Source organism: Streptomyces sp. NPDC007983 (genome assembly GCF_042958345.1).
Classification (GTDB): domain Bacteria; phylum Actinomycetota; class Actinomycetes; order Streptomycetales; family Streptomycetaceae; genus Streptomyces.
On the sequence record NZ_JBIBJI010000006.1, the window covers coordinates 502,829 to 527,315 of the forward strand.

The 24,487-nt window shown below is 71.5% G+C and carries 20 protein-coding genes and 1 riboswitch; of the genes, 14 read left to right on the forward strand and 6 right to left on the reverse strand.

Features of this window, described 5'->3' with window-relative positions; genetic code table 11:
* Positions 1 to 23 precede the first annotated feature (23 nt).
* The 11 genes from ACFZCY_RS22110 to ACFZCY_RS22160 all read left to right on the forward strand — a co-directional run bounded on the left by ACFZCY_RS22110 (position 24) and on the right by ACFZCY_RS22160 (position 10,884).
* Complete coding sequence (locus ACFZCY_RS22110; protein WP_391175650.1) at positions 24 to 1,328, forward strand: alginate lyase family protein; 1,305 nt, start codon at positions 24 to 26, stop codon at positions 1,326 to 1,328.
* Between the two features lie 390 nt (positions 1,329 to 1,718).
* Positions 1,719 to 1,849, forward strand: a riboswitch (FMN riboswitch).
* Positions 1,850 to 2,052: 203 nt separating this feature from the next.
* Positions 2,053 to 3,159: a bifunctional diaminohydroxyphosphoribosylaminopyrimidine deaminase/5-amino-6-(5-phosphoribosylamino)uracil reductase RibD gene (gene ribD, locus ACFZCY_RS22115; RefSeq protein WP_391175978.1), complete on the forward strand. Its 1,107-nt coding sequence runs from the start codon at positions 2,053 to 2,055 to the stop codon at positions 3,157 to 3,159.
* Position 3,160: 1 nt separating this feature from the next.
* Complete coding sequence (locus ACFZCY_RS22120) at positions 3,161 to 3,799, forward strand: riboflavin synthase (protein WP_391175653.1); 639 nt, start codon at positions 3,161 to 3,163, stop codon at positions 3,797 to 3,799.
* Positions 3,796 to 4,473 (forward strand): nicotinamide mononucleotide transporter, encoded by a 678-nt coding sequence (locus ACFZCY_RS22125; RefSeq protein ID WP_391175656.1) that lies wholly within the window; start codon positions 3,796 to 3,798, stop codon positions 4,471 to 4,473. Before ACFZCY_RS22120 ends, ACFZCY_RS22125 begins: the two co-directional genes overlap by 4 nt.
* Positions 4,470 to 5,816, forward strand: a complete 1,347-nt coding sequence (locus ACFZCY_RS22130; protein ID WP_391175659.1) for a bifunctional 3,4-dihydroxy-2-butanone-4-phosphate synthase/GTP cyclohydrolase II — start codon at positions 4,470 to 4,472, stop codon at positions 5,814 to 5,816. The genes ACFZCY_RS22125 and ACFZCY_RS22130 overlap by 4 nt, the downstream gene beginning before the upstream one ends.
* A 45-nt stretch (positions 5,817 to 5,861) precedes the next feature.
* Positions 5,862 to 6,341, forward strand: coding sequence for a 6,7-dimethyl-8-ribityllumazine synthase (gene ribH, locus ACFZCY_RS22135; protein ID WP_391175662.1), 480 nt, complete (start codon positions 5,862 to 5,864; stop codon positions 6,339 to 6,341).
* 43 nt (positions 6,342 to 6,384) lie between these two features.
* Positions 6,385 to 6,669: a phosphoribosyl-ATP diphosphatase gene (locus ACFZCY_RS22140; RefSeq protein WP_009713585.1), complete on the forward strand. Its 285-nt coding sequence runs from the start codon at positions 6,385 to 6,387 to the stop codon at positions 6,667 to 6,669.
* A 47-nt stretch (positions 6,670 to 6,716) separates the two neighbouring features.
* Positions 6,717 to 7,565 (forward strand): ATP phosphoribosyltransferase, encoded by an 849-nt coding sequence (gene hisG, locus ACFZCY_RS22145; protein ID WP_391175666.1) that lies wholly within the window; start codon positions 6,717 to 6,719, stop codon positions 7,563 to 7,565.
* 59 nt (positions 7,566 to 7,624) lie between these two features.
* A complete protein-coding gene (locus tag ACFZCY_RS22150) occupies positions 7,625 to 8,080 on the forward strand; it encodes a PH domain-containing protein (RefSeq protein WP_391175669.1) in 456 nt (151 codons plus the stop codon).
* Positions 8,081 to 8,278: 198 nt separating this feature from the next.
* A complete protein-coding gene (locus tag ACFZCY_RS22155; RefSeq protein WP_391175672.1) occupies positions 8,279 to 9,709 on the forward strand; it encodes a CNNM domain-containing protein in 1,431 nt (476 codons plus the stop codon).
* Complete coding sequence (locus ACFZCY_RS22160) at positions 9,706 to 10,884, forward strand: CNNM domain-containing protein (RefSeq protein ID WP_391175675.1); 1,179 nt, start codon at positions 9,706 to 9,708, stop codon at positions 10,882 to 10,884. The genes ACFZCY_RS22155 and ACFZCY_RS22160 overlap by 4 nt, the downstream gene beginning before the upstream one ends.
* A gap of 2 nt (positions 10,885 to 10,886) precedes the next feature.
* Here the strand turns inward: ACFZCY_RS22160 and ACFZCY_RS22165 are convergent, their stop codons facing one another.
* Together ACFZCY_RS22165 and ACFZCY_RS22170 are read right to left on the reverse strand one after the other, a co-directional pair.
* Entirely contained in the window at positions 10,887 to 12,785 is a 1,899-nt protein-coding gene (locus tag ACFZCY_RS22165; RefSeq protein ID WP_391175678.1) for an AAA family ATPase, read from the reverse strand.
* Between the two features lie 409 nt (positions 12,786 to 13,194).
* A complete protein-coding gene (locus ACFZCY_RS22170; protein ID WP_391175682.1) occupies positions 13,195 to 13,827 on the reverse strand; it encodes a uridine kinase in 633 nt (210 codons plus the stop codon).
* Positions 13,828 to 13,992: 165 nt separating this feature from the next.
* Between ACFZCY_RS22170 and ACFZCY_RS22175 the strand changes: the two genes are divergently transcribed.
* Positions 13,993 to 15,363 carry a C39 family peptidase gene (locus ACFZCY_RS22175; protein ID WP_391175684.1) on the forward strand — a complete coding sequence of 457 codons (1,371 nt, stop codon included), beginning with the start codon at positions 13,993 to 13,995 and terminating at the stop codon, positions 15,361 to 15,363.
* A 133-nt stretch (positions 15,364 to 15,496) separates the two neighbouring features.
* Here the strand turns inward: ACFZCY_RS22175 and ACFZCY_RS22180 are convergent, their stop codons facing one another.
* The 3 genes from ACFZCY_RS22180 to ACFZCY_RS22190 all read right to left on the reverse strand — a co-directional run bounded on the left by ACFZCY_RS22180 (position 15,497) and on the right by ACFZCY_RS22190 (position 19,588).
* Positions 15,497 to 16,252, reverse strand: a complete 756-nt coding sequence (locus ACFZCY_RS22180) for a tyrosine-type recombinase/integrase (RefSeq protein WP_391175687.1) — start codon at positions 16,250 to 16,252, stop codon at positions 15,497 to 15,499.
* A 910-nt stretch (positions 16,253 to 17,162) separates the two neighbouring features.
* Positions 17,163 to 18,041, reverse strand: a complete 879-nt coding sequence (locus tag ACFZCY_RS22185) for an ion channel (protein ID WP_391175690.1) — start codon at positions 18,039 to 18,041, stop codon at positions 17,163 to 17,165.
* 131 nt (positions 18,042 to 18,172) lie between these two features.
* On the reverse strand, positions 18,173 to 19,588 hold the full coding sequence (locus tag ACFZCY_RS22190) for a nicotinate phosphoribosyltransferase (RefSeq protein WP_391175981.1): 1,416 nt from the start codon (positions 19,586 to 19,588) through the stop codon (positions 18,173 to 18,175).
* Between the two features lie 153 nt (positions 19,589 to 19,741).
* Here ACFZCY_RS22190 and ACFZCY_RS22195 point away from each other — a divergent pair, with 153 nt between their 5' ends.
* A complete protein-coding gene (locus ACFZCY_RS22195; RefSeq protein ID WP_391175692.1) occupies positions 19,742 to 22,141 on the forward strand; it encodes a glycosyl hydrolase family 65 protein in 2,400 nt (799 codons plus the stop codon).
* A 56-nt stretch (positions 22,142 to 22,197) separates the two neighbouring features.
* On the opposite strand, the gene ACFZCY_RS22200 is transcribed toward ACFZCY_RS22195, so the two are convergent.
* On the reverse strand, positions 22,198 to 23,400 hold the full coding sequence (locus tag ACFZCY_RS22200; RefSeq protein ID WP_391175694.1) for an MFS transporter: 1,203 nt from the start codon (positions 23,398 to 23,400) through the stop codon (positions 22,198 to 22,200).
* Positions 23,401 to 23,550: 150 nt separating this feature from the next.
* Here ACFZCY_RS22200 and ACFZCY_RS22205 point away from each other — a divergent pair, with 150 nt between their 5' ends.
* Positions 23,551 to 24,408, forward strand: coding sequence for a universal stress protein (locus ACFZCY_RS22205; RefSeq protein WP_391175984.1), 858 nt, complete (start codon positions 23,551 to 23,553; stop codon positions 24,406 to 24,408).
* Positions 24,409 to 24,487: the final 79 nt, after the last annotated feature.

The window sequence follows — 24,487 nt, forward strand, 5'->3', positions numbered from 1 at the left end:
CAGATATCTGATTGGAGTGCCCGATGGTTGCGACTCCAGCGGAGCGCGGGATACCCGCCCGCGCGCTCGTCGTCCTCGCCGCCCTGTTAGCCCTCCTGGCCGCCCTGGCGGCGCCGTCCGCCCATGGCGCCGACCGCGGCCGATGGGCAGGCCGGGTGCCGGACACCGTGGTGCTCGACGGCTCCCGACTGGCCCTGACCAAGCTGAAACTCCAGCTCGGAGACCGTGGACTGAAGCGGACCCTGCGCGATCTGACCACCCAGGCCGACCAGTGGATGACCCAGGGGCCGTGGACCGTCACCGACAAGGACCAGGTACCGCCCAGCGGTGACAAGCACGACTACTTCAGCCAGGCCCCCTACTGGTGGCCGAGCGAGCCCAAGACCGACGACAATCCGTATGGCTGCCCCTACGTTCAGAAGGATGGCCAACGGAACCCCGATGTGGACAAGATGACGGACCGTCCCGAGGTCGGGAAGGTCTTCGAATCGGCCTACGAGCTGTCCCTCGCCTGGTACTACACCGGCAAGCGCGGCTACGCCGAGCACGCCGCCGACATCCTGCGCACCTGGTTCGTCACCCCGGCGACCCGGATGAACCCCAGCCTGAACCACGCCCAGTTCATCCCCTGCAAGTACGACGGCCGCTCCATCGGCATCATCGACTTCTCCCAGGGCTTCACCAGCCTCCTGGACGCCGCCGCCATCCTCGACACCGGCGCCCCGGGCTGGACCAAGGGCGACCACGCGGGCTTCCGCACCTGGAACAAGCAGTTCCTGGACTGGCTGGTGAACAGCGACTTCGGCAAGGAGGAGAGCGCCGCCGAGAACAACCACGGCACCTTCTCCGACATGCAGGTCGCCGCCATCGCCGCCGCCGTGGGCGACCGGGACCTCGCCCGCACGGTGCTGCGCGAGGCCCGGACCAAGCGCATCGACACCCAGATCGCTGCCGACGGCAGCCAGCCCCAGGAACTGGCCCGCACCCGCAGCTTCCACTACTCCACGTTCAACCTCGTCGCCTACACCCGGATGGCGGCCGTGGGGCGGCACGTCGGCGTCGACCTGTGGCACTACACCGGCCCCACCGGGTCGAACCTGTTCAAGGCCGTCGACTTCCTGCTGCCCGCCGCCACCGGGGCGAAGCCCTGGCCGTACCCCGACCTGGAGTTCAAGGCGTACGCCGCGAGCGACCTGGTGCACGCGGCGGCCGACGCGGGCGACCGCCGGGCCCGCGCGGCCCTCGGCAAGCTCCAGACCCCGCCCGGCGGCGACCTGTGGTCGCTGCGCCCCGCGGTGGAACAGCTCGACAGCATCGCGCAGGGGTAGGGGGTTTCCCCCACCCCGCCCCTCCCCGAACCGGGGGCAAGCCCCCGGCCCCCCGGCCCGGGAAGTCCCACCGGACCGATCGCGTCCGCCGGGCCGGGGGTATCGGGCGGCGAGCCCTCACCCGGGGCTCCCGGGCGCGCATCGGCTCGGCATGGGGCGGGACGCCGGCCGGGCCGGTCCCCGCTGGACCGGGCCCGTGCGGCGCCGCCTGGGCGGCCGGCGTGGTGTTCGCCGGGGGCCCAGGCGGCCGGGCCCCCCGTTCGGGAAGGGGCGGGGCGGGGGATGAGCACCCGGGGACCGGGCTGGACCGGGCCGGGTGAGCCAGCCCACACCGGCCCCGCCTCCACCTGCGCTGATCGCCGTGGCACACTGGCCTCGTACCAGTGACGTCAGCGCACTCCGGGGTCGGTGAAAATCCGAACCGGCGGTTACAGTCCGCGACCCGTCCGCCGCCAGCGGCCGGTTGACCAGGTGAAATTCCTGGACCGACGGTGAAAGTCCGGATGGGAGGCAGTGCGCGGCGGTAGCGACATCACCGGTGCGCCGTCACCGTGGCGGCCGCGCTCCCCGCGCGGGCCGTACGCGGCGATCCCGGCGCCCCGGCGGCGGCGTTCCCGCTCCAGAGTCGTTCCGACAGCCCCGGAGTCCGTGCCCGAAGAGGCAGGAGGACCCGGTGGCCCCCGCAGCCGGAGCAGCGGCAACCGCAGCGGCCGAAGCCCGCGCGATGCGCCGCGCCGTGGAGCTCGCCGCCCGAGGTCTCGGCCACACCAGCCCCAACCCGGTCGTCGGCTGCGTCATCCTCGACGCCGAAGGACAGCAGGCCGGCGAGGGCTGGCACCAGCGGGCCGGCGGCCCTCACGCCGAGGTGCACGCCTTGCGCGCGGCAGGGGAGCGGGCCCGCGGCGGCACCGCACTGGTCACCCTCGAACCCTGCAACCACACCGGCCGCACCGGACCCTGCGCCCAGGCGCTCATCGACGCCGGGATCGCCCGCGTCCGCTACGCGGTCGCCGACCCCACAGCCCAGGCGCGCGGCGGCGCCGCGACCCTCGCCGCGGCCGGGGTCGACGTCGCGCCCGGGCCGCTGGCCGACGAGGCGGCGGCCGTCAACGAGGCCTGGCTGACCGCGATGCGCCGCGGCCGCCCCTTCGTGCTGTGGAAGTACGCCGCCACCCTGGACGGCCGCAGCGCGGCGGCCGACGGCACCAGCCGCTGGATCACCTCCGCCCCCGCCCGCGCCGATGTGCACCGGCTGCGCGCCGAGGCGGACGCCGTGCTCGTCGGCTCCGGCACCCTGCGCGCCGACGATCCCCACCTCGCCGTACGCGACCGGGACGGCGTCACCCAGCCGCTGCGGGTCGCCGTCGACACCGACGCGACCGCCCTGAAGCCGGACGCCCGCATCCTGGACGACGCCGCGCCCACGCTCATCGCCGTGGCCGACGACGCCGACACCGGGCAGCTGCCGCCCGGGACGGAAATCCTGCGGCTGCCCCGCGCGGAAGCGGGGCGCGGGCTCGACATCGCCGTGCTCCTCGCCGCCCTCCACGACCGCGGCGTCCGCTCCGTCCTGCTGGAGGGCGGGCCCACCCTCGCCGGGGCGTTCCTCGCCGCGGGCGCCGTCGACAAGGTCGTCGGCTATCTGGCCCCCGTACTGCTCGGCGCGGGCCCCGCCGCCCTCGCCGACGCCGGAATCACCACGATCGCGCGGGCGTTGCGCCTCGAGACGGCCGACGTCACCCGGCTCGGCCCCGATCTGCGCATCACCGCCGTCCCAGCAGTCCCAGCCGTCCCCACCGCACCCACCACCACCCTCGCCGAGGAGAACTGAAGTGTTCACCGGAATTGTCGAAGAACTGGGTGAGATCGTCGCCGTCGAGAACCTGGGCGACGCGTCCCGCTTCCAGGTGCGCGGGCCCGTCGTCACCGAGGGTGCGCGGCACGGCGACTCGATCGCCGTCAACGGCGTCTGTCTCACCGTCGTCGACACCGGGGACGGCCGGTTCAGCGCCGATGTGATGGCCGAGACGCTCGACCGCTCCAGTCTCGGCGCGCTCACCGTCGGCTCCCGCGTCAACCTGGAGCGCCCCATGGCGCTCGGCGGGCGGCTCGGCGGCCATCTCGTCCAGGGCCATGTGGACGGCACCGGCACCCTCATCGAGCGCAAGCCGTCCGAGCACTGGGAGATCGTGAAGATCTCACTGCCGTCCGGACTCGGCCGCTATGTGGTCGAGAAGGGCTCCATCACGGTCGACGGCATCAGCCTGACCGTCGTGGACGCGGGCCCCGACTACTTCACCGTCAGCCTCATCCCGACGACGCTCGCCCTCACCACCCTCGGCGTCAAGCAGCCCGGCGACCCGGTCAACCTCGAGGTGGACGTCCTCGCCAAATACGTCGAGCGCCTGCTCGCCCACGGCGGCACGGACCAGAGCGCCGTTCGGAGCACGGACAAGGAAGCGATCGAATGATGTCCCTCGACTGGCTGGGCGCCGAGGCCGGGGAGATATTCGGCCAGCACATCCTGTGGTCGGACGCGATCGGCAACACCATCGGCCTGATCGCCCTCGCCCTCGGCAGCCGCCGCTCCCTGTGGACCTGGCCCGCCCAGCTCGCCTCCGGCGTCGTCCTGGTCGCCGCCTACGCCACCGCACACCTCAGCGGCGGCGTCGGCAAGCAGCTCCTGGTCATCGGCGTCGCCGCCTGGGGCTGGCGGCAGTGGCGGCGCGGCCGCCGCGACGAGGGCGGCGCGGTCGCCGTCCGCTTCGCCACCGGCCGTGAGCGCGCGGCGCTCCTCACCGGCCTCGCGGCCGGCACGCTCGCCGTCGGCGCCCTGTTCACCACGGTCCCCGAACTGTCCTGGAACCCCTGGCCCGACGCCTACATCTTCGTCGGCACCCTCGCCGCGATGGTCGCCCAGGCCCGCGGCCTGATCGAGTTCTGGTTCGCGTGGATGCTGGTCGACGTGGTCGGCGTCCCGCTCGCCTTCAGCAGCGGACTGGCCTTCTCCGGCCTCGTCTACGTCATCTACTTCGCACTCGTCCTGTGGGGCGCGCGCGACTGGTGGCTGCGCTCCCGTACCGGGAACACCCGGACGTCCCCGAGCGCGCCCACACCCGCCATGGAAGGAGTGTCAGTGTCATGAGCGACGCCTACGCGACGACGCGGCCGCGAGCGGTGGCCGAGGACGAGGACCCCGCGGGCAGCTGGCCGCCCGACGAACTGGCACTGGACTCCGTCGAGCGGGCGATCGCCGACATCGCGGCGGGCCGCCCCGTCGTGGTGGTGGACGACGAGGACCGGGAGAACGAGGGCGACCTCATCGCCGCCGCCGAGACGATCAGCCCCGAGATCGTCGCCTTCATGATGAACGAGTGCCGCGGACTGATCTGCGCGCCCATGGAGGCCGACGACCTCGACCGGCTGCGGCTCCCGCAGATGGTCGAGGAGAACACCGAGTCCATGCGGACCGCCTTCACCGTGAGCGTCGACGCCACCGCCGAACACGGCGTCAGCACCGGCATCTCCGCCGCCGACCGGGCCGCCACCCTGCGCCTGCTGGCCGGCCCGGACACCACCCCCGGCGACCTCGTGCGCCCCGGCCACATCTTCCCGCTGCGCGCCCGCCCCGGCGGCGTGCTCGCCCGCGACGGCCACACCGAGGCCGGGGTCGACCTCGCCCGGCTGGCCGGACTGCGCCCGGCGGCCGTGATCTGCGAGATCGCGGGGGAGGACGGGGTGATGCTGCGCCTGCCCGACCTGGTCGCCTTCGCCCACAAGCACGACCTCGCGATCATCTCCATCGCCGACCTGATCGCGTACCGCAGGGCCGCCGAGCCCGCCGTGCGGCGCGAGGCCACCACCCGGCTGCCCACCGCCTTCGGCGACTTCCAGGCGTACGGCTACCGCGCGACCGCCGACGGCGTCGAGCACATCGCGCTCGTCCAGGGCGACATCGGCGACGGCGAGGACGTGCTGGTCCGGGTCCACTCCGAATGCCTGACCGGCGACATCTTCCACTCGCTGCGCTGCGACTGCGGACCCCAGCTGCACGCCTCCCTGGAGCGGGTGACCGACGAGGGCCGTGGCGTGGTGCTGTATCTGCGCGGCCACGAGGGGCGCGGCATCGGGCTGCTGTCCAAGCTGCGCGCGTACCAGCTCCAGGAGCTGGGCCGGGACACCCTGGACGCCAACCTGGAGCTGGGCCTGCCCGCCGACGCGCGCGACTACGCGGCGGGCGCCGAGATCCTGGCCGACCTGGGCGTGCGCTCCCTGCGGCTGATGACCAACAACCCCGAGAAGACCACCGCCCTGGTCCGCCACGGGCTGCGGGTCACCGGCCGGGAGCCGATGCCGGTCCAGGCCGGGGAGCACAATCTGCGCTATCTGCGGACCAAGCGGGACCGGATGGGGCACGACCTGCCCTGGCTGGAGGGCGACCTCCGGGCGGAGAGCCCGGAGCCCGTGTCCGCCTGCGGCAACCAGTAGAACCACCCGTACACAGACAAGACCGGCAAGACCTTGAGGAGTGACGTGAGCGGTAAGGGTGCCCCCGAACTGTCCGTGGAGAACTGCGGGGACCTGCGCGTGGCCGTCATCGCCGCGCAGTGGCACGAGAAGGTGATGGACGGCCTGGTCGACGGCGCCCGGCGGGCCCTCGGCGAGCTGGGCATCGCCCAGCAGACCGTGCTGCGGGTGCCCGGCAGCTTCGAGCTGCCGGTCGTCGCCAAGGTCCTCGCCGACCGCGGCTACGACGCGGTCGTGGCGCTGGGCGTCGTGATCCGCGGCGGCACGCCCCACTTCGACTATGTGTGCCAGGGCGTCACCCAGGGCCTCACCCAGGTCAGCGTGGACACCGGCGTCCCCATCGGCTTCGGCGTGCTGACCTGCGACACCGAGGAACAGGCCCTGGACCGCGCCGGAATCGCCGGTTCCAGCGAGGACAAGGGCCATGAGGCGGTCACCGCCGCCGTCGCCACCGCCGTCACCCTGAGGTCGGTCACGTCACCCTGAGGTCGGTGCCCTGCGCGAAGTTGTGCCGTCCCGCACAAGTAGGATGGCGCACACCATGTCCAAGAAGACGTTCGAGGAGCTCTTCGCCGAGCTCCAGCAGAAGGCCGCCACGGCCGACCCCGCCACCTCCCGTACCGCCGAGCTGCTGCAGTCCGGTGTGCACGCGATCGGCAAGAAGGTCGTCGAGGAGGCCGCCGAGGTGTGGATGGCCGCCGAGTACGAGAGCGACGCGGCGGCCGCCGAGGAGATCTCGCAGCTCCTCTACCACCTCCAGGTGATGATGGTCGCCAAGGGACTCACCCTCGACGACGTCTACGCCCACCTCTGAACCACCCCGGCTCACCACCCATCCCCCGTACGAAGGAAACGCCCCTCATGCTGCGCATCGCCGTCCCCAACAAGGGTTCACTGTCCGAGCCTGCGTCGGCGATGCTCCATGAGGCGGGCTACCGGCAGCGCAAGGACCGCAGGGAACTCGTCCTGGTCGACTCCGACAACGACGTCGAGTTCTTCTTCCTGCGCCCCCGCGACATCGCCGTGTACGTCGGCTCCGGCCGCCTCGACATCGGCATCACCGGCCGTGACCTGCTGCTCGACTCCGGCTCCCAGGCCGAGGAGATCCTGCAGCTCGGCTTCGCCGGGTCGACCTTCCGCTACGCCACCCGGCCCGGCACGGCCACCGATGTGAGCGAGTTCGGCGGGATGACCGTCGCCACCTCCTTCTCCGGCCTGGTCACCAAGCACCTCGCCGACCACGGGGTGGACGCCGCCGTCGTCCACCTGGACGGCGCCGTGGAGACCGCCATCCAGCTCGGCGTCGCCGAGATCATCGCGGATGTCGTGGAGACCGGCACCACCCTGCGCAACGCCGGTCTGGACATCATCGGCGAGCCGATCCTGGAGTCCGAGGCGGTCGTGATCCGCCGCACCGGCGCCCCCACCGACGACCCCAAGGTGCGCCAGTTCCTCCGCCGGATGCAGGGCGTCCTGGTGGCCCGGCGCTACGTGATGATGGACTACGACATCCGGGTCGAGCAGGTCGAGCGGGCCGTGGCGCTCACCCCCGGCCTGGAGTCGCCCACCGTCTCCCCGCTGCACCACGAGGGCTGGGTCGCGGTCCGCTCGATGGTCCCCTCCAAGGACGCCCAGCGGATCATGGACGAGCTGTACGAGCTGGGGGCGCGGGCGATCCTCACCACGGGCATCCACGCCTGCCGCCTCTGAGCCCCGGCTCATCCTTCGGTCCCCTCTCCACTCCGCCTCTCACGAGAGACCCATCACACGTGTCCGCCGCCGCCCAGCCGCCCGACCTCCCGGTCACCTTCCGGCCGACCCGCACCCGGGTCATCCTGCTGACCATCGGCGCCGCCCTCGTCGTCGCCCTCACGGCGATCGGGCTGCTCCTGGAGAACCTGTCCCCGGGCGAGCAGCTCAGCTTCGTCGTCACCGGGCTGCTGTTCTTCGCGGGTCTCGCGCTGTTCAGCCGCCCCAAGGTGGTGGCCGACGAGGCCGGGGTGACCGTGGTCAACCTCATCACCACCCGCCGGCTGGAGTGGGCCGAGGTGCTCCGGGTCAATCTGCGGCCCGGCGACGCCTGGGTCTACCTGGACCTTGCCGACGGCACCAGCCTGCCCGCGATGGGCATCCAGGTGGGCATGGCCAAGGCACAGGCGATCGACGACGCCCGTGCCCTGCGCGCCCTCGCGACACACCACGGCACGGGCGGCGGCACGTCCTGACGGTGGGGGCCTGCCCGTAACCGCCCAACCTTGTTTACTCTGTTGCCGGGGCCGAACGATGCCCCGCCCCGCCTCGACCTGCCCGCGCGCCGCGCGCGCAGCCGGCGGGCCTCCCCTGCGACCCGAGGAGTGACTCCCTCCAGAGATGGACGGATCGTCCTGTAGTACCTGCGCCGCCGCTGACCTCGAGGCGGCGGCATGAGCGTCACCCTGTCTCTCCTGCTGCTCTCCGCGGCACTCGTCCTCATCCTCGCCAACGGCTTCTTCGTGGCCGCCGAATTCGGCCTGGTCACGGTCGAGCGGCCGGACGCCGAGCGGGCCGCCGAAGAAGGCGACCGGCGCGCCCGTACCGTCGTCCAGTCGCTGCGCGAGCTGTCCTTCCAGCTCTCCGGCACCCAGCTGGGCATCACCATCACCTCCCTGGTGGTCGGCATGCTCGCCGAGCCCGCGCTCGGCCATCTGCTGACCGTGCCGCTGTCCGCGGTGGGGCTGCCGCACGGCGCCGTCTCCGGCGTCGCCGTCGTCATCGGCATGCTGGTGGCATCCGCCGTGCAGATGGTGATCGGTGAGCTCGTGCCCAAGAACTGGGCGGTCTCCCGGCCGCTGCAGGTCGCCCGCTTCGTCGCGGGCCCGCAGTCCGCCTTCGCCCATTTCTTCCGGCCCGTCATCGCCCTGCTCAATACGGTCGCCAACCGGCTGGTGCGGGCGCTGGGCGTCGAGCCCACCGAGGAGCTGGCGTCCGCCCGTACCCCCGGTGAGCTGGTCTCGCTGGCCCGCCACTCGGCGCGGGCCGGGGCGATCGAGCAGGACACCGCGGATCTGTTCGTCCGCACCCTCTCGCTCGGCGATCTCACCGCGCAGCACGTGATGACCCCGCGGGTGCGGGTCAGCGCGCTGCAGTCCACGGCCACCGCCGTGGATGTGCTCAACCTCACCCGGGCCACCGGACTCTCCCGGTTCCCCGTCTACCGCGACCGCCTGGACGAGGTCATCGGCATGGTCCACCTCAAGGACGCCCTCGCGGTGCCCGCAGGCGAGCGGCTGCGCACCCCCGCCGGGTCCATCGCCCAGCCCCCGCTGCTGGTCCCCGAGACGCTGCCCGTCCAACCGCTGCTGGAGCGGCTGCGCAGCGAGCAGCCGATAGCCGTGGTCGTCGACGAATACGGCGGCACGGCCGGTGTCGTCACCCTGGAGGACATCGTCGAGGAACTGGTCGGCGAGGTCCGCGACGAGCACGACGACGAGGCCGCCGACACGCCCGACCTGGCCCAGACCGTCGCCGAGGACGGCCGGCCCGCGTGGGACGCCGACGGCGCCTGCCGCGTCGACACCCTGCGCCGGATCGGTCTCGAGGTGCCCGACGGGCCGTACGAGACGGTGGCCGGACTGATCGCCGATCTCCTCGCCCGGATCCCCGCCCCCGGGGACATCGCCGAGCTGCCCGGCTGGAAGCTGGCCGTCCGGCAGGTCGGCCACCACCGGGCGGAGCGGGTACGGATCGTCCGGACCGGAGCGGGTACGAGTGCCGGTGCCGGTGCCGGTGCCGGTGCCGCGACCGGTGCCGGGTCCGCTGTCGCCGCCGAAGCCGAAGTAGCCGTAGCCGTAGCCGAGAAGGAAGCTGAGCGATGAGCCTCGTCCAACTCCTCTTCGCCGCTCTTCTGGTCCTCGCCAACGGATTCTTCGTCGGCGCCGAGTTCGCCCTGGTCTCCGTACGGCGCAGCCAGATCGAGCCGCGGGCGGCCGAGGGTTCCGCGCGGGCCCGTACCGTGCTCACCGGGCTGGAGAGCCTGCCGCAGATGATGGCCGCCGCGCAGTTCGGCATCACCATCTGCTCGCTGACCCTCGGCGCGGTCGCCGAGCCGACCGTCGCCAAGCTGCTGGAGCCGGTCTTCCACGTCGTGCATCTGCCCGCGGGGCTGGTCCATCCGCTCGGCTACGCCATCGCGCTCGCCGTCGTCGTCTGCCTGCACCTGGTGATCGGCGAGATGGTGCCGAAGAACCTGGCCATGGCGGCGCCCGAGAAGACCGCGCTGTGGCTGGCCCCCGGCCTGGTCGGCTTCGCCCGGCTGTGCCGTCCGGTCACCGCGCTGCTGGGCGCCTGCTCCCGGCTGGTGCTGCGGCTCTTCCGGGTCGAGCCCAAGGACGAGGTGGAGGCCGTCTTCACGAGCGAGCAGCTGACCCATCTGGTCGAGGACTCCCGGCAGGCCGGGCTCCTCGGCGACGGGGAGCACGAACGGCTCGCGGACGCCCTGGAGCTGGGCAGCCGCCCGGTCACCGACGTCCTCCTCGACCCGGCGGGCCTGGTCACCGTCGATCCCTCGGTCACGCCCCGGCAGATCGAGGAGCTGACGGTACGGACCGGCTTCTCGCGCTTCCCGGTGAGCGGCGCCGGTGGCGCCTTCATGGGCTACATCCACGTGAAGGACGTCCTGGACCTGGAGGCCCCCGAGGGGGCGGTCCCCCAGCGGGTCTGGCATCCGATCGAGACCCTGCGCGCCGAGCTGCCGCTGGACGACGCGCTCACCGCGATGCGGCGGGCGGCCTCCCACCTGGCGGCCGTGGCCGACGCGTCCGGCAAGGTGCTGGGGCTGGTCGCGCTGGAGGACGTGCTGGAGATGCTGGTGGGCGAGGTCCGCGACCCGTCCCACCGGGACAGCGGCCACGGCCGGCCGGCGGCCGCGGCGCACGGCGGGACACGGGTCCAGAGCCCGGCCCCGGCCTCTTCCCCGGCCCCGGCTTCGGCTCCAGCCCCGGCCCCGGCCCCGGCTTCGGCCTCGGAGGAGCCCGCGATGGTCTCCCGCTAGAGCTAGGGCAGCGGGGGGTCCTCCGGGTCGCGGTACATGGGACCGCGGCCCGACAGGACCTCCCCGTACGCCTGCATCAGATCCGGCAGCCGCAGCGTCGCCAGGTCGTCCCGGGTCGGGATGCCGGTCCACCCCGACAGCCGCAGATCCCGGTACGCGCAGCTCTTCTCGTACAGGGTGCGCAGGAAGCGCCCGTTCCCCAGCTCGTCGATCCACCCCTGGTCGACGACGTGCCCGCTGATGCTGCGCAGCTCCTCCAGGGACTCCTCGTCCCACACATCGCCGTTCTCCGCGGCCAGCACCTCACCGATGCGGGTGAGTTCGAGCGGCCGGTAGCTGGGGAAGTCGACGCGCGTCGTGAAGCGGGAGCCGAGGCCCGGGTTGGCGGCCAGGAGGCGGTCCATGCCCTCGGGATAGCCCGCGAGTATGACCACCAGCCGGTCGCGGTTGTCCTCCGCGCGCTTGAGCAGCACCTGAAGCGCCTCGTCGCCGTACGCGTCGCCCTTGCTGTAGCCGGAGTTGGACAGGCTGTAGGCCTCGTCGACGAAGAGGACCCCGCCGAGCGCCGAGTCGATCAGCTCGTTGGCCTTGACCGCGGTCTGCCCGAGGTATTCGCCGACCAGATCGGCCCGCCCGGCCTCGACCAGATGGTCGCCGCCGAGCAGCCCGAGCGCGTAGAAGACCCGGCCGAGGATGCGGGCGACGGTGGTCTTGCCGGTGCCGGAGGGGCCGGAGAAGACGAAGTGCCGCTTCGGCGGCTGGACCGGCAGGCCCTGCCCGGCGCGCAACCGGGCCATGTGGAGCTGCGCGGAGAGTGCCCGCACCTGCCGCTTGACCGGCTCCAGGCCGACCATGCGCTCCAGCTCCTGCAGCGCGCTCTCCAGCAGGGCGGGGTCGGAGGGCCCGGGCTGGGCGGGCAGTCCGCCCCGGTCGCGGGTGGTGCCGGTGCCGGTCTCGGGGCCGGTCATGAGCGGCGGGCCCTCGGCGCCGTCGCCGCCGGTGCGCAGATCCCGGCCGTCGGCCGGGTCGGCGGCGGCCGACAGGGTGTCGGCGGGATCCCCGACGGTGCCGTCGGTGGCGTCCTGGCTGCTGACCCCGGACAGCGGCACGGTCGCCAGGTCGGCGGGCTCGTCCAGGCCGTCGGACTCCGCTATGGCGGCCAGCCGCGCCGAGGTGTCCATGAACGTGGGATCGATACGGTGCACCGCGCGGTAGAGGGGGAGGGCCGCGGCGCTGCGCCCGGTGCCCTCATGGGCGCGCGCCAGCCAGTAGCGCAGCTCCTTGCGCTGGGGCTGTTCGCTGCGGCAGCGCATCAGGGCGGCGGCGAGCAGCGGTTCCGCCTGGCCGTACATCTCCAGCCGGACCCGGGCCATGCCGCCGAAGAGCCCGGCCTCGATGCCGAGGAAGGCGTCGTCCACCAGCGGTTCGGTGTGGCGGACCAGCTGCTCCCAGTCCTTGACCAGATACGCGCGGCAGGCGTGCAGGAAGCGGGCCTGCGGATCGGCCTCCACGGGCGGGCAGCCGGCCAGCGCCCGGTCCAGCTCGGGGACGTGGCGGCCGTCGAGCCAGTGCGAGGCGTGCGCCAGCAGCAGGTCCCGGCTGGTCTCCAGCACGGGCTGGACCCACCAGCCCAGCCAGTACCAGGAGTTGAGGGTACGGCGGTGCCGGGTGCGCTGTTCGCCGAAGCGATCGCGGTGCCGGTACATCCGTAACAGCGCGGTCGCCGTGTCGGCGCGCAGCGCGTGCAGGCCCAGCCACGCGTCGGCCATGCCCGGATCGTGCCGCACCGCCGCCCGGAACTCCTCCTCGGCCTGTGCGTAGGCGCCCATCGTGTAGGCGTCCACGGCACGCAGCCAGGCGAGATCGGCCGGGGTCTGCGAACCCTGCGTGCCGAAATCCATCACGTCCCCCACAACCCCTGCCCCCGTGGATGCCGCCGGGGCGGCTGCCCTTTTCGCATCGTACCTGCGCAGGCCGCACCGGCCGAGGGTGCCGCACTGTTGTTCGTCGCAATCGCACAAGGCTCGGCGGGCGTGCGCGGGGGGCGTGTAAGGGGCGCACGCGACCGGAGGGGGTGAGTGACGGAGGGTGACGATATGGTGCCGTACCGCAGCCGGAAAACGGTGCCGAACCGGGTGCGGACAGGACGAAGCCCCCGATCACGGGGGAACAACCGGGGGCTTCGCGTACTGGGGCGACTCGTACGAGTCGCACATTGAGAACGTAAGACCTGTATGGGCCCCAGGTCAAGCCGAGTTGGGGTGTGCCCGGCGGGCCGGGTGCGGGGCCCGCCCGGTCCGCCCCGGCTGCTCACGCTGAGTGACTTCCGGGGGTGAATCGGGTGGTCGCCGCGGGTCCCGTGAGCAACGTATACCCCTCTCTTCGCTGCGCTATCAGGGTTTCCGCATGGGGGCGGGAGGGGTCGGCGGCGAAATGCGCACGCTCGGCAGGTTGCCAGCCGTCCCAGAATGTGGACAGTCCGGGGCCGTCGCGCAGCCTCCCGCGCCGCCAGGCGTCCCGGTCGGGCAGCTCCATCCAGGCCAGATGGGCCAGCCGCGGCCGCACCGCGCGGCGCCCGGCGCCGACGCCTTCGAGGAGGACGACCGGCGCCGGGTCCAGCCGCCGCCGGGTGGCAGCGAAGCGGCGCTCGACCCAGTCGTACGGGGCGTACCGGGCGGCTTCGCCGCGGCCCAGCGGGGTCAGGATGTGCTCCTGCAACCGCCCGGCCCACCCGAATGGCTCCTCGTGCGTGGCGAGATCGTCCGTATGGACGACGGGCGCGCCGCCCAGTGCCTCCGCCAGCCGCCCGGCGAACGTGGTCTTCCCGGAACCGGCGTGTCCGTCGACGGCGACGAGCCGGACCGGCCCGCAGGACGGCGGCAGGGCGCGCAGCCACCGGGCGAACGCGCGCAGCGTCTCGGCGGGGCGGTCGGCGGTCTCCATGGAGGGCCACTCTACGACTACCCGGCGGTATTCACTCCATTGGTCCACACCAATATTGGTACGCGGGCAGGACGGGAAGCACTGGCCTGACACCACTCGCAGCGGCCATAGTTGTGCGACTGTCGCGCATCCGCCGCCGCTGGACGACGACTGGGGGAGCCCCGTATGACCAGTTCCGGATTCACGCCCCGCCGCTCCGTGCTCGCTGCCGCCCTCGGCGTCGCGGGCGCGGCCGCCGTACAGACAGTGGCTTCGGCGCGCTCGGCCGGTGCGGCCGGTGCGGCCGCGAAGAAGGCGACCGCCGAGTACCACGGCTGGACCAGCCACACCGACTGGCTGGCCGGCTCCGCCAAGGGCGTCCGCGCCGAGGCCGGCGCCCGCCCCGGCATCGTGATCTCCCGCCCGGCCGGCACCGTCGACTACACCGACCCGCACACCGGCACCAAGGCCACCTGGGAGTACGCCACCTGGACCTCCCCGGTGCGCAAACTCTCCGTCCCCGCGACCGAGGCCATCGTCTCCTGGAACGCCCGCACCCCGGCGGGCACCTGGATCCAGGCCGAGCTGAAGGGCACCTACTCCGACGGCACGGCGACCCCCTGGTACGTGATGGGCCGCTGGACCTCCGGCGACGGCGCCGACTCCATCCGGCGCACCTCGGTCGACGACCAGAGCGATGACAAGAGCTCGGTGTGGACCGACACCCTCGCCGTCGACGACCCGGCGAGCGGGCTCCGGCTGACGGCGTACCAGCTGCGCCTGACCCTCTACCGCAAGCCCGGCACCACCCGCACCCCCACCGTGTGGCGGGTCGGCGCGATGGGCTCGGACGTCCCCGACCGCTTCGAGGCGCCCGCCTCCGAGCCCGGCCTGCCCAAGGGCCACGAACTCTCCGTACCGCGCTACTCGCAGGAGATCCACAAGGGCCAGTACCCGGAGTACGACAACGGCGGCGAGGCCTGGTGCAGCCCCACCTCCTCGCAGATGATCATCGAGTTCTGGGGCCGCAAGCCCACGCCCGAGGACCTGGCCTGGGTCAACCCCGACTACGCCGACCCGCAGATCTGCCATGCGGCCCGCGCCACCTTCGACTACCAGTACGACGGCTGCGGCAACTGGCCGTTCAACGCCGCCTACGCCGCCACCTACCGCGACATGCAGGGCGTGGTCACCCGGCTCGGCTCGCTGACCGACGTGGAGAAGCTGATCGCCGCCGGGATCCCGGTGATCACCTCGCAGTCCTTCCTCAAGGAGGAGCTGGACGGGGCGGGCTACGGCACCGCGGGCCACCTCATGACCGTCATCGGCTTCACCCCCACCGGCGACGTCATCGCGAACGACCCGGCCTCACCGGACAACCCGTCCGTCCGCCGGGTCTACAAGCGCAGGCAGTGGGAGAACATCTGGTTGCGCACCAAGCGCTACGACGCAAATGGCCAGGTCAAGAGTGGTTCAGGCGGCGTCTGCTACCTGTACTTCCCGGCTAAGCCAGCACCAACTCAGCACCGGGTTCTGCGGGAGCTGGGCATCGTGTGACCCGGCCCGCCTCTGGCTCCGGCGGCAGATAGCCGCCAAAGGTCGTCTCCGCCGCCTGACGGCAGCGTTCCCGCCCGTCCGTGGTGAGGTGACCGTAACGGTCGACTGTGACCTTGATCGACCGGTGTCCGAGTCATCGGGACACCTCGTGGATGGACACCCCGTTCGTCAAGGTCACGGTCGCCCATTTATGCCGGAGATCGTGCGGCGTGTACGCAGAGAGCCCGAGCCGCTTGATCGCACGGTCCCATGAATTGCGCACAAGCCCCGGGTGCGTCATCCCACCGGCATGATTGCGGATGGGGAGCCGACGGTCCGAACCTTGGTACCGGACGATCTGACGTCGTACTCGCAAAACTCCTTCCCCGAAATCCTCAGGGAAGACCCCGAGGGACTCGCCGATGCGCAGACCGCAGCAAGCCATGAGCCATACGGCAGGCTCCAATCGAGGCCCCATCGAGCTGGCGATCGCTTGAATTTCCTCAAGGCTGGGAAGGTTCCGTTCATCGACAGGGATGACCTTGTTCTCCAGCTTTTCCGCTTCCTTGACGGGGCTGCTGGATATGCGTTTGTGTCGTACGGCGTGCGAGAAGAGTGCCGACAGCGTGATGCTGCGTGACTCGACGGTGTTCGGCTTGGCGCCGTCCTTCGTCCAGCGCGAGTACAGCGCTTCCACGTCGGCTGCCGTGACCTGGGAGATCGTCTTCCTCCCCAGGTGTGGGACGATGTGCAGCCGCATGATGCGCTCATAGGACTCCCAGGTGCCGGCCGACACCACCGATCCTGTGAGCCAGTCGTCCACGTACCGGCGAAGCGAGACCTTCCCGGCAGCTGGGTCGATATAGGTGTTCTCCCTCTTGTCGTTCTCCATCTTGGTGGCGAAGTCCACCGCATCCCTCTTGCGGTCGAAGGACTTCTCCCTCTGCCGAGCACTACGCCCGCCCGGTTCCCGATACCGAACGAGCCACCGCTTGCCAGCTGCGGCAGCACCCTTGTCGATAACCTGCGCCAAGTTCCAACACCAACTCACTCGTACATCCCGAACGGCTTTTGCCGTCGGGGGTGATGTTGAAGCTCGATTTTCCGGCAGCGCCAAATGTGCTGTCGGGTGCCGCTAATGCTGGGCGGTGTGAGGTGCCGGATTGGCAGTTCGCAGACGGGGCGTCCCCAGACGATGCACCGCCTCCGGCTTGGCCCAGGTCGGCCACCAGGGACCAGAAACCATGACAGCAGGCGAGTTCCCGCCCCCACGGGGTCGCCGCCTCGGGAGGCCATGGCAACAGTCATCTGTACGCCGCGGGGGCGTCGCCGTCATCCGGCAAGCCCCGGGCGGCAGCGTTGACCCGGTGGTCAACGTCATCGCGTTCATCCTGACGAAGCCTGGACGGCTCCACCACGCCCGCGGCTGTCGCGATCCGCTCGGACCTCAACGTCAGCCCGCGCGAACTCGCCGCAACTGCAGACCCACCTGCGTTGATCTCTTGAATCCGGCCGCGCTACTGGAACCCTTCGGCGAGGAACCCGGGGCCCTCACGCCCTGGCACTGCACGAACGTGCTGCTCTACTTCGACACCTCCGTTGCCCGCTTGGACGACTCTTCCATCTCGGACGGCGGCACTGGGCTTCGCCGCCACACTTCCTGGTCGGGCTCCGGGAACCTGCCTGCGCGCCAGCCGTCGGCACCCACCTGCCCTGTGCCGCGGAAGGTATGGGATGCGGCCGCTGCGACGACGGCCACTATCGCGAAGTCCGCGCCTGCGAAGTTCTGAAAGCGGTGTCGGTGAGCCGGACGTTACCCGTCAGGGCTCGGAAGGGCTGAGGCCGTGATCCCTCGCGTAAGCGGCAAAGATCTCTGCCGATGTTCCGCCTGTATGAAGGAAGTGCTCGTCGAGGACCGCGGCGAGGGACTGCAGAGCCCCGGCGAGCATGGACGCTGCCAGACGCACATCGGAACCATGTGCCGCTTGCCCGCGTTGGGCCAGGTCGGCGGCGTAGCCGACACTGGCCGCCAGCGACGCGTGGTTCTCACCGTCGTGGAAGTAGTAGGCCTCGGCGTATTGGGTGAAGTCGACACGGATGCGCACCACTTCGGTGGCCAGACTCTCCAACAACGAGGCTCCGAGAGCGCAGTCCAGTTGGTGAGCCGAAGAGGCCGCTTGGCGCAGCAGCACCAAGCGGATCGCCAGGACCCTCCTGCGGGCGAGCGCCGGGTAGATCTCGAGCACCCAGGTGACCGTGGCAGTCAGCAGCGCGAAGCCGATGAGAGCTTCCAGCGGCGCTACGATGCGCAGCCAGTCCTCGGTCGGCACGATGTCCCCGAGCCCGAGGGTGGCGATGGTGACGAGTGAGACGTAGAGGGCGTCCAGCAGGTCCGCGTGCTGGGCAGCTTTCAGGCCGCTTCCGAAGGAGAACGCCTCCGGCATGTGGGGCCAGTAGATGATGGCCCACCCCAGGATGATGGTGCAGGCCCACATCACGACCACGGTGACCATGGCCAGCGGTCCGACGAGCCCTGCGACCCGTTTGCGGGCGGGGACACGCTGGGACGCTTTCCACAATGCCGACATGACCAGGCGGCTCAAGCCTCCCCGGCGAGTCGGGTGCCAGAGCGTGTGGAACAGGTCTCGCAGTGCGGCCATGACCAACGCGGCCCCGATGAAGGAGACCAACCAATCCATGCCCGTCTCCCACGGCGCTGTTCGGTGTGGTGGACCGAGGGTCGGCCTGAGAGCCCTCGGTCGTTGCTGCTGGGCTTCTGGACTGCTTTGCGGGCGGAGCCCCTCGCCACATGAGCCTATGCGTCTGTGATCTACCGGGGGACGCAGGCTCGCCGCGACGGATCGTCTCGACGCCTCCCGGCCGGGGCGACATCACGTATACCAATGTCACCGCTGTCCGCGATCTCGCGCGGACCGCGACATGCGTCGCGTACTCGCCGGGTGAGCGCGGTGAGTGATGGGGACGGGACGGCTTTCGGCGCGATCGGATGGTCGATGAGCCGGGCGGCGAGGGGTAGCTCGGCCAGATCGGTGTTCAGGCGCTCACGGCTCTCCGCGAGCGTGGGGCGGGGGGCGGTGCGCCGTCCGTGGTGCATCACCGTTTCCAGCACGGGGTGGCTGTCGGGTGGCGGCGGTTCGTCGCTGAGGGCGATCAGATCGGGGTATCCCGGGCGGCGGTAGACCTGTTTCGGTCCCGGAGCGGTCACCTTGGCTGCGGAGAGCTTCATCACCGGCCGCCCGTCGTACTGGACCATCTTGTACGCGGAGTCCAGGAAGGGGGCGTCGGCGGAGACGCCGACCCGAGTTCCCACCGCGTAGACGTCGATCGGGGCCCGCGAGCGGACCAGCCGGTCCACCGCGTACTCATCCAGGCTGCCACTGGCGACGATGCGCACCTCCCGCAGCCCGGCGGTATCCAGGATCGTGCGGGCCTCGCTCGCCAGCGCGCCGAGGTCGCCGCTGTCGAGCCGAACCGCCGAACCGGGGCCGCGTCCCAGGTCGTTCAGCACGCGTGCCGCCGTGCGGACGCCCTGCCGGGTGTCGTACGTGTCCACCAGCAGCGTCACCGGCCCGGGGTGGGTGCGGGCGAAGGCGCGGAACGCCTCCTCCTCCGAGGCGAACGCCTCCACGAACGAGTGGGCCATCGTGCCGATGGCCGGCAGACCGCAGGTCGCTGCCGCGGCCACGTTGCTGGTCCCGGCGAATCCCGTCATCGCGCCCAGCCTGGCGCACTGGAATCCGGCCTGCGGCCCGTGTGTCCGCCGCAGGGAGAAGTCCACGACAGGGTGGCCCGACGCCGCGAGGACACAGCGCGCGGCCTTCGAGGCGATCGCGGTCTGGTGGCTGAGCTGATTGAGCACGTACGTCTCCACCAGCTGGGCCTGGGGGAGTGGCGCGGTGATCTCCAGCAGCGGTTCCCCAGCCAGCACGACCCGGCCCTCGGGCACCGCCCGGACCTCGCCGGTGAACTCCAGGCCGGTCAGGGCTGCCAGGCCGCTGGGCGGACGGTGCAGTACCTCCGCGAAGGTACGCGTGTCCTCGGGGCCGACACGGAAGGCGGAGAGGAAGTCCAGTGCCGACTCCAGGCCCGCGCTGACAAGGAAACCGCGTCCGGGCGGCATGTCCCGTACGAAGAGACTGAACGTGGCCGGGGCCGTCATTCCCTCCTCCAGGTACGCCATCGCCATCGTGACCTGGTACAGGTCGGTGGTGGTCGCGTCGGACATCTCGTTCACCGCCTCGTCTCCCGGCCGCCCGGTGTCCAGCATCGGACCGGCGGGATCGGATCGGCCATGGGCCGAAGGACCCCGCCGCCCCGGTCGGTCGGCATGCGCCGTCGGGGCGGCGTTCCCATCATGGGACGAGGAGATGAGCGCCCCATGCCGGAGTGGACCTGGGAGTACCGCGGCTATGACCCGGCCGCCGAACGGCTGCGGGAGGTGCTGTGCACCCTCGGCAACGGCTATACGGCGACCCGCGGCGCGGCGCCCGAGAGCCGCGCCGGGCCGGTGCACTACCCCGGCACCTACGTGGCCGGATGTTACAACTGGTTGCGCTCCGCCGTTGCGGGACGCGTGGTCGAGAACGAGGACCTGGTCAATCTGCCGAACTGGCTGCCGCTGCGCTTCCGGACACTGTCCGATGACGGCACCGTCGGAGCGTGGCTGTCCCCGGACACCCGCGTGCCGCTCGACTACCGGCAGGTCCTGGACATGCGAGCGGGAACCCTTACCCGGACCGTCGCCTATCGCGGCCCTGGCGGGCACCGGCTGGGGGTGGAGCAGCACCGGCTGGTCCACATGGGTGACCCCCACCTCGCCGCGCTGCGGACCGTCCTCACGGCGGAGGACCGGGCGGTACGGGTCGAGGTCGAGTCGGCCCTGGATGGGGATGTGCGTAACACCAACGTGCGCCGCTACGAGGGTCTCGGGGAGCGTCACCTGACCGGGCTGCGCACGGGTACGTCCGGGTCCGGCACTGCGTGGCTGCGTTGCCGGACCCGAACGTCGGACATCCGTATCGCGCTGGCTGCACAGACCCGGGTCACGGGGGCGGAACCGCTGTCATACCACCTCAGGCCCGGTCGGCGGCGGGCGGTACACACGCTGACGATCTCCGTCGAACCCGGCCGCCCAGTCGTGATCGACAAGATCGTGGCACTGCACACCTCCCGCGACCTGGCGATCGGCGATCCGCTCCAGGCGGCGGTGGAACGGGCGACGACGGCTGGCGACTTCCCCGAGCTGCGCGCCTCACACGAAGCGGCCTGGGCCCGGCTGTGGCGGCGCGCCGAACTCGACGTGCCGGGAGAGCCCGGCCGCATCCTGCGGCTCCATCTCTTCCACGTGCTCCAGACCCTCTCGCCACACACGGCCGACCTGGACGTGGGCGTCCCGGCGCGCGGTCTGCACGGCGAGGCGTACCGGGGGCATGTCTTCTGGGACGAGCTGTTCGTCCTGCCTTACCTGAACCTGCACTTCCCCGAAGTCTCCCGAGGCCTGCTCACCTACCGTCACCGGCGTCTGCCGCAGGCGTGCCGCGCCGCCCGGGAGGCGGGACACCGAGGAGCGATGTACCCCTGGCAGAGCGGCAGCGACGGCCGTGAGGAGACACCGCGACTGCACCTCAACCCCCTGTCGGGCCACTGGCTGCCGGACCACTCCCGGCTACAGCACCATGTGAACTCCGCGGTGGCGTACGACGTGTGGCAGTACTGCGAGGCCAGCGGGGACACCGAGTTCCTGCACACCAAGGGCGCCGAGATGATCCTGCAGATCGCCCGCTTCTGGGGCAGCCTGGCTGACCTGGACACCGCGCTCGGCCGCTACCGGATCCGCGGAGTGGTCGGCCCGGACGAATACCACGACGCATACCCGGACAGCCCCCGGCCGGGGCTGGACGACAACGCGTACACCAACGTCACCGCCGCCTGGGTGCTCGGCCGGGCACTCGAACTCGCCCGCGGCCTGCCGGTGTGGCGGCGGCAGGAGCTGCTGGAGCGGCTGGCCCTGGACGACGCCGAACTCACCCGCTGGGAGGAGATCTCGCGGCGGCTGTACGTGCCCTTCCACGCCGGGGTCATCAGCCAGTTCGACCGCTACGGGGAGCTGGTCGAGCTGGACTGGGGCGCCTACCGCGCCACGTACCGGGACATCCGCCGCCTCGACCGCATCCTCGAGGCCGAGGGCGACTCGGTCAACCGCTACCAGGCATCGAAGCAGGCCGATGTCCTCATGCTCGGATACCTCTTCGCACCGGAGGAACTGGCCGCGCTCTTCCGGGCACTCGGATACACCGTGGATGACACGGTCTGGCGCCGCACCGTGGACTACTACCTGAACCGCACCAGCCACGGCTCCACCCTCAGCAGCCTGGTGCACGGCTGGGTGCTCGCCCGGACCAAGCGCTCGGCGGCCTGGGAGTACTGCCTCCAGGCGCTGGAATCCGATGTCGCCGACATCCAGGGCGGAACCACCCCTGAAGGCATCCACCTCGGCGCCATGGCCGGCACCCTGGACCTGATCCAGCGCGGACTGACCGGACTGCGCACTCACGACGGGGCACTTCATCTGGACCCGGCCCCGCTGCCCGAAATGCCTGCCTTCCGCTTCTCCCTCCGCTACCGCGGCCATTGGGGAGTGAGCCTCCGCCTGGACCGCGGCCGGCTGCGCATCGCCGTTCCGGACTCCGATCACGAGCCGATCCGGCTGGTACTCCCCGACCGGACGGTGACCCTCGCCCCCGGCCAGAGCCACGCCCTGCGGTTGCCCCACCGCTGACGCAGTCGAGCCCGCGACTCGCCGGGGCCGTGGATGCCGTTCCGGCGGCTTCCGGGTCATCGGGTGCGGCGGCGTACGACGGTGGCGGTGAACACTCCGGCGACGGCCGCGGTGGCGGCCAGCAGGACGTATCCCCAGGTGTAGTCGCGCGTGACACTGTTCACCACCCCCATCACCAGCGGGGGGAAGAAACCGCCGAGCCCGCCCGCGGCGCCGACCACGCCGGTGACGGAGCCGACACGCTCCGGGGGCACCAAGCGGGCGACGAGGGCGAAGACGGCGCCGGCACCGGCGCCCAGCGCGGCGGCCATGCCCAGGAAGGAAATCGTGCCGATGGGGACCAAGGGGGCCTCTGCGGCGGCGACGAGCGCGAGGGCGGCCACCACGGCGTAAGCCGTCACCAGAACGGGAACCGGGCGCACCCGGTCGGCCAGCCACCCGCCCGCCGGGCGCATGGCGACGGCCAGCAGGACGAAGCCGGCCGTGCGTGTGGCTGCGTCCGAGCGTTCGAGCCCGAAGGCGGTGGTGAGATACGTGGGCAGATACACGCTGAAGGCGACGAAGCCGCCGAAGGACACGGCGTAGAGGAAGGCCGTCTGCCAGGCGACGGCCATCCGCAGCGTGGCCGCCGTGCGGGCCGGCAGTGATTCCGTCGTGACGGCACGTCCGGGGTTGTCGCGAAGGAAGAGGCAGGCCGTGAGGGCGTACACCGCCAGGAGGACCGCGACCAGGTCGAACGGGAAGCTCCGGCCAACGGCATCGGTGAGCTGCACGGTGGTGAAGGCGGAGATGGCCGTTCCGCCTGTGCCGATGCCGAAGACCCCGAGGGCCAGCCCCCGCCGCCCTGGCGGATACCACGAGTTGACGAAGGGGACGCCGATCGCGAACGTCGTGCCGCCCAGCCCGAGGAGAAACCCGCCCGCGAGCACCTCGGCCAGAGAGTCGGCCGCGTGCCCGAGATAGAGCACGGGCAGGATGGTCGCGGCGGTGACGAGTGGGAACATCACCCGGGCGCCGACACGGTCGGTGAGCGCCCCGATGGGGATCCGGCCGAGCGAACCGACGAGCACGGGTGTGGCCACCACCAAGGACTGCTGGAAGGGCGTGAGGTCGAGTTCCTGCCGGAGGGCCGGTGCGAGCGGGGCGAGCAGGGACCACGCCCAGAACGCGACCAAGAACCCGAGCGTGGCAAGGGCGAGCATCCAGGACAGCCGGGGAGGTGGCGTCGCGTGGTCCGTCCGCGGTACGTGGCTGTTCATGTTCCTCCTCCCGTACAAGACGTTTCCCGTCCCAGCGGCGTGGCCGCGCGTCCGAACGGGTTGCTACACCCATCGACCGGGGCGGTGGTTTGAACGCCTGGGGGTACTCCGTGTGTGGAGAGGTGTTCCTTGGGAGACGAGGCAACCGCCATGGAACAAGTGGTCACCGTGGGCCTCGACGGTTCGGCCGAGAGCCTGGCCGCCGCTCGCTGGGCCGCACAGGAGGCGGAGCGGCGTGAACTGGCGTTGCGTCTGACGCACGCGTGGATCCTGCTGTCACCGCCCACTCCCGACAGTCCGGCGGCGGACGAGCAGAACTACTGGGCGCAGCGGATCGTGCACGAAGCACACACGGAACTGTCCGGCCTCCATCCGCGACTGACCATCATGGAGGATCTGGTCGCGGAAGAGGCCGAGACGGCCCTGCTCCACGCGGCCGCGCGGTCGCGGATGCTGGTACTCGGTTCCCGGGGGCTGGACCGGGTGGCGAGCTTCTTCCTGGGGGACATCGGACTGCAGGTCGTCGGCCGGGCGGAGCGGGCCGTGGTGCTGGTCCGCGGGGATCGGGCGGCGGAGGAACGCCAGCGGTATGTGGTCGTGGGCCTGAGCCTGCACGGTCCCCAGGACAACCTCCTGGAGTTCGCCTACGTCACCGCCTTCACCCGTGGTGTCCCGCTGCACGCCGTCCACGGAAGAAAACCTGGCCCGGCGTACACCGCCGCTCGCGGCGCGGAGGCCGACGTGGCCCGGGACCTCGCGGAGCAGTCGCGACAGGAACTGGACGAGGTGCTGCGGCCGTGGCGCGAGAAGTTTCCCGGGGTGCGGGTCATCGACGAAATCCGGCTGGAGAGCCCCGCCCAGGCGGTGGTACGGGCCGCGGCCGACAGTGATCTGCTGATGGTGGGACGGCGAAAACACCCACCCACCCTCGGCCCCCGCCTTGGCCCCGTGGTGCAGGCCGCCGTGCACCACGCCGCCTGTCCGGTCGCCGTGGTTCCTCATGAATGACGGTGGGGCAACCCCCTCGTCCGCGGCGCCGCGCTGCGCCGTGTCGGCGACGCGCGATCTGAGACGACGGGTGGAACCG

Bases quoted from the DNA above. Each gene is read 5' to 3' on its own strand.
- ACFZCY_RS22110 (WP_391175650.1), top strand. From the start codon at position 24: ATGGTTGCGACTCCAGCGGAGCGCGGGATACCCGCCCGCGCGCTCGTC.
- ribD (WP_391175978.1), top strand. From the start codon at position 2,053: ATGCGCCGCGCCGTGGAGCTCGCCGCCCGAGGTCTCGGCCACACCAGC.
- ACFZCY_RS22125 (WP_391175656.1), top strand. From the start codon at position 3,796: ATGATGTCCCTCGACTGGCTGGGCGCCGAGGCCGGGGAGATATTCGGC.
- ACFZCY_RS22130 (WP_391175659.1), top strand. From the start codon at position 4,470: ATGAGCGACGCCTACGCGACGACGCGGCCGCGAGCGGTGGCCGAGGAC.
- ACFZCY_RS22140 (WP_009713585.1), top strand. From the start codon at position 6,385: ATGGCGCACACCATGTCCAAGAAGACGTTCGAGGAGCTCTTCGCCGAG.
- hisG (WP_391175666.1), top strand. From the start codon at position 6,717: ATGCTGCGCATCGCCGTCCCCAACAAGGGTTCACTGTCCGAGCCTGCG.
- ACFZCY_RS22155 (WP_391175672.1), top strand. From the start codon at position 8,279: ATGAGCGTCACCCTGTCTCTCCTGCTGCTCTCCGCGGCACTCGTCCTC.
- ACFZCY_RS22160 (WP_391175675.1), top strand. From the start codon at position 9,706: ATGAGCCTCGTCCAACTCCTCTTCGCCGCTCTTCTGGTCCTCGCCAAC.
- ACFZCY_RS22165 (WP_391175678.1), bottom strand. From the start codon at position 12,785: ATGGATTTCGGCACGCAGGGTTCGCAGACCCCGGCCGATCTCGCCTGG.
- ACFZCY_RS22170 (WP_391175682.1), bottom strand. From the start codon at position 13,827: ATGGAGACCGCCGACCGCCCCGCCGAGACGCTGCGCGCGTTCGCCCGG.
- ACFZCY_RS22175 (WP_391175684.1), top strand. From the start codon at position 13,993: ATGACCAGTTCCGGATTCACGCCCCGCCGCTCCGTGCTCGCTGCCGCC.
- ACFZCY_RS22185 (WP_391175690.1), bottom strand. From the start codon at position 18,041: ATGGATTGGTTGGTCTCCTTCATCGGGGCCGCGTTGGTCATGGCCGCA.
- ACFZCY_RS22190 (WP_391175981.1), bottom strand. From the start codon at position 19,588: ATGTCCGACGCGACCACCACCGACCTGTACCAGGTCACGATGGCGATG.
- ACFZCY_RS22195 (WP_391175692.1), top strand. From the start codon at position 19,742: ATGCCGGAGTGGACCTGGGAGTACCGCGGCTATGACCCGGCCGCCGAA.
- ACFZCY_RS22200 (WP_391175694.1), bottom strand. From the start codon at position 23,400: ATGAACAGCCACGTACCGCGGACGGACCACGCGACGCCACCTCCCCGG.
- ACFZCY_RS22205 (WP_391175984.1), top strand. From the start codon at position 23,551: ATGGAACAAGTGGTCACCGTGGGCCTCGACGGTTCGGCCGAGAGCCTG.